Source organism: Chamaesiphon sp. VAR_48_metabat_403, from assembly GCF_031422475.1.
GTDB lineage: Bacteria > Cyanobacteriota > Cyanobacteriia > Cyanobacteriales > Chamaesiphonaceae > Chamaesiphon.
In genome coordinates this window covers 1-3,255 of sequence record NZ_JANPLS010000219.1, presented here as the reverse complement: position 1 = coordinate 3,255, position 3,255 = coordinate 1, and the positions used below count along the sequence as shown (strand labels likewise).

Below are 3,255 nucleotides of genomic sequence, written 5' to 3'. Positions count from 1 at the left end.
CCACAATCTCATGCGACTTCGCCCCCTTCATCTGCGCGATAAAACCGATGCCGCAAGCATCGTGCTCAAACTGCGGATCGTATAAACCTTGTTTGACGGGCTGACTAGTGTTCATGGATTGAGGGCGTAAGAGTGAAGGATTACCGTTGGTACGCTACGCGAACGGGCTGGGGAGTAGAATGCACAATTAATGCTGATTCTAGAGCCTACTATTTTCTAACGTATTTTCGCGGTTAGGGTGGCTACTGATACAAATATTTAAGGATCTAAGAGGGTATAAATGAATCCTGCTCAGGTTAGTATTGTATCGGTGAAGATAGTTACACTACTTTATATGGCTGTCAAAGCCTTGTTTAAGTCACTATAATACAGGCACTTAGATCGGTTCATGTTCTTCATCGGCAAACATCAATCAGTCAGCATTAACTTATGTCTAAACTTGGTAAAAAAGGCTTTCAAGAGCTTCTACCATCTAAGAAGCGTTTCATGCTTTGGAGATCGGATACAGATGAGTATCTCGCAGAAGCTAAATCTAATGATTCTACGATTCTCACTGGATGGTGCAAGCATCCAGAAAAGGCTTTGATGTTCACCAGCGCAAAAAGTGCCGCTGATTTTTGTTTAAAGCACGAAATCTCTAAGCCTTGCGGATTAGACATAATGGAATATGAGGATATTGGCGATCAAATTCGAGTAACTTCTACAGGCAAATCAGTTCTCAAAGAATAAGTCAATGTGCTAAATATCTTCTATTCACGCCATGTTTTTCCAGTTGGAGTAAGACTCCATCTACTAGAAGCATTCATGGATTTGCTATATTCAGAAGCTTCGATGCCAAGAATTAGTGATGTCTTTTGAAAATTCTCTGGAGTATACGATTTTCCTGATTCTTCCGACCAACGCATCCATCTGTCAAAATAAGGCTTATCTCTTTCTTCCATATCATGGCGTAGTCTGGCTATCTCTTCTGAGCTTGGAACGCTACTTTTCTTTGCGATTAATGGGATTAATCCAGCAAATTCCATAAAGAAATCATTCGGCTTTAATCGATTACCAGATCTTCCATCAATTTTGAGAACATCTCTTAAATCATTATATCTATCTCCTAAAAATGTGTTAATAGAATATCCTGGATTAACATCAAACTTAAAAAACTTTGGTGTCGCACTTTTTGATGTAAGAGTTAAGACAAAAGGGTTTTCCCTTGTTGAAAAAAGACAATCAAAACTAGCTATTCCCATTTTGATTGTAAATTGTTGGATATCAACCTTATCTACCATCATGCTACGGTGTAAGTGCATTAAAGATTCTATCTTCATTGTTGTTTTCTCCCGTAAAAAATGAAACGTTGTAGCTTATTACTTAGCTTTGATACTTCAAGCCTTGTGATAACTGAAAGTAAGGCTGTTAACCTAGTATTCCCAAATCTTGAGCGGTATTTCTACATGTGGGTTGGTTTGAGCCTTAAAACCCAGCAATTCCAGTTTGAGGCTCGATCGATCGGTATTGAGAAGTATCTTTATATCCTGTCGAAATTATCGATCGATTAGCTACTTCGAGAAATCCAACAATTTTAGTGTTTGAGGTTCGATCGATCGCGATTGAGGAGTATTTTTATGTCCTGTTGGAATGATCGATCGATTCTCTTAGGTTTGGTTGATTGTCGTTGATTCGATCGCTATAATATTTTTGGTGAGATTGAGACTCGATCGTTAGCAGCGAGTAATTTCGATCGTGTTTTGCGATCGCCTAAAATAGATATCAAATTCTCGAAAGAAGTTCGTTTGCCCAAGAATCAAAGGCACCTCAGAGGATTGTACCCAAGCAAATGCTAAACGAACTGGTTCCAGATCCCCAATTTGAATATGCAAAAATAAACCCCGTGCTTCAACCCTTGCAAGATTTCCAGCCAATGGCAACCGAACAGTTTGTTTCTCCCAAATTGCGCCTAACTGTAGCCCGATGTCATAGGGTAATAGATTGACTGTAGAACCACTATCTAGCAGTGCATTTGCGGAGACAGAAAAGTTTGCATAACTCAGCGTGACGGGAATCATGGGTAATGCTTCATCGTCAGCAAAAGGAAACTCAATCGTATTAGGCATGAGTAGATGCCTCTCGGTCATCCCGAATCATCTGCATTAGAATGTTTGCAGCTTCTGTTGCGTCATAAGGCGACCAAACCGGATACTCTGGCGCAGAAAAGATAACTTGTAATTCAGCATCTGGAACTTGTGCAGCCAGAAGTTTGAAGAGTGATAATTTGTCTGGCTGGCTTAGATTGTTCACCAAAGGAATTATTTCAGTTAGAGACATGGTTTAAACTCCTAGACCTACGAGAATGTATTTATCATAAGCGATCCATAAACTCAGAAATAGAATTTTAGTAATATTTTCTCCCCGTGGGTTGGGTTGAGTCTCGTTGGCGTAGCCTTTCGGAACGAAACAACCCAACAATTCTATTGTTTGAGGTTCGATCGTTGGCGAAGCCTACCGGAGGTAATCGGTATTGAGGAGTATTTTTAGATCCTGTTGGAATTATCGTTCGCGGAGCGTGCCAAGGGCAATCGATTACCTACTTCGAGAAACCCAACAATTTCAGTGTTTGAGGTTCGATCTATCGCCGTTGAGAAGTATCTTTATATCCTGTTGGAATTATCGATCGATTACCATAGTCTTTGTACTGGATAAGGCTCAAACGATCCATCAGCACTTATTAATATTAACTCGCGATCGATCGCTTGAGAAATGATGAGCCTGTCGAAAGGATCGCGATGATAGAGCGGTAATGTTAAATATCTATCTAGATCCAACCGCTCGGTCGGCAGAATTTCAATTTTAAGTTTGGCTAAAAGTTGATAAATATCCTCGATAGAATGCTCGATTTTTAACTTCCCAATATTTAGCTTAATTGCGATTTCCCAAATACTAACTACACTAAAATTAAGCTGACTAGCATCATCAGATATGATGGCTCTTACTCGACCGCTCAACTGCGGATCGCCTTGAATCAGCCACAGAAATACGTGTGTATCCAGTAAAAACCGACCCATTACATATATTCCTGTAAATCATCTAAAGGCGCGTTAAAATCATCAGGCATCCACACCTCTCCCTTCCAGATGCCGAAAGCATCTTTTCGATCGAGTGGGGGTGCTTGCACCGATTGATTATGCTTTGCAACAAAACCCTCAATATAGTGTAGGGCTTCCTGTTGCACCGACTCTGGTAGTCGCTGAATTTGTTCGAGGAGTG

At 40.4% G+C, this 3,255-nt stretch carries 6 protein-coding genes; 1 reads left to right on the top strand and 5 read right to left on the bottom strand.

From position 1 onward, the window contains the following. Positions 1 to 429 precede the first annotated feature (429 nt). Complete coding sequence (locus RMO79_RS10245; protein WP_310483049.1) at positions 430 to 729, top strand: hypothetical protein; 300 nt, start codon at positions 430 to 432, stop codon at positions 727 to 729. A gap of 20 nt (positions 730 to 749) precedes the next feature. On the opposite strand, the gene RMO79_RS10240 is transcribed toward RMO79_RS10245, so the two are convergent. The 5 genes from RMO79_RS10240 to RMO79_RS10220 all read right to left on the bottom strand — a co-directional run. Continuing rightward, positions 750 to 1,319 carry a DUF6037 family protein gene (locus RMO79_RS10240; RefSeq protein ID WP_310483048.1) on the bottom strand — a complete coding sequence of 190 codons (570 nt, stop codon included), beginning with the start codon at positions 1,317 to 1,319 and terminating at the stop codon, positions 750 to 752. Positions 1,320 to 1,712: 393 nt separating this feature from the next. Continuing rightward, positions 1,713 to 2,105, bottom strand: coding sequence for a hypothetical protein (locus RMO79_RS10235; RefSeq protein WP_310483047.1), 393 nt, complete (start codon positions 2,103 to 2,105; stop codon positions 1,713 to 1,715). Then, positions 2,098 to 2,316, bottom strand: a complete 219-nt coding sequence (locus RMO79_RS10230) for a hypothetical protein (RefSeq protein WP_310483046.1) — start codon at positions 2,314 to 2,316, stop codon at positions 2,098 to 2,100. Before RMO79_RS10230 ends, RMO79_RS10235 begins: the two co-directional genes overlap by 8 nt. Positions 2,317 to 2,666: 350 nt before the next feature. Further along, entirely contained in the window at positions 2,667 to 3,053 is a 387-nt protein-coding gene (locus RMO79_RS10225; RefSeq protein ID WP_310483045.1) for a type II toxin-antitoxin system VapC family toxin, read from the bottom strand. Next, positions 3,053 to 3,255, bottom strand: a 203-nt coding sequence (locus tag RMO79_RS10220) for a DUF2281 domain-containing protein (protein ID WP_310483044.1), incomplete at its 5' end; no start/stop codon positions are given. The genes RMO79_RS10220 and RMO79_RS10225, both read right to left, overlap by 1 nt.

Excerpts from the sequence above, each read along its gene's own strand:
- RMO79_RS10245 (WP_310483049.1), top strand. The coding sequence starts at position 430 with ATGTCTAAACTTGGTAAAAAAGGCTTTCAAGAGCTTCTACCATCTAAG.
- RMO79_RS10240 (WP_310483048.1), bottom strand. The coding sequence starts at position 1,319 with ATGAAGATAGAATCTTTAATGCACTTACACCGTAGCATGATGGTAGAT.
- RMO79_RS10235 (WP_310483047.1), bottom strand. The coding sequence starts at position 2,105 with ATGCCTAATACGATTGAGTTTCCTTTTGCTGACGATGAAGCATTACCC.
- RMO79_RS10230 (WP_310483046.1), bottom strand. The coding sequence starts at position 2,316 with ATGTCTCTAACTGAAATAATTCCTTTGGTGAACAATCTAAGCCAGCCA.
- RMO79_RS10225 (WP_310483045.1), bottom strand. The coding sequence starts at position 3,053 with ATGGGTCGGTTTTTACTGGATACACACGTATTTCTGTGGCTGATTCAA.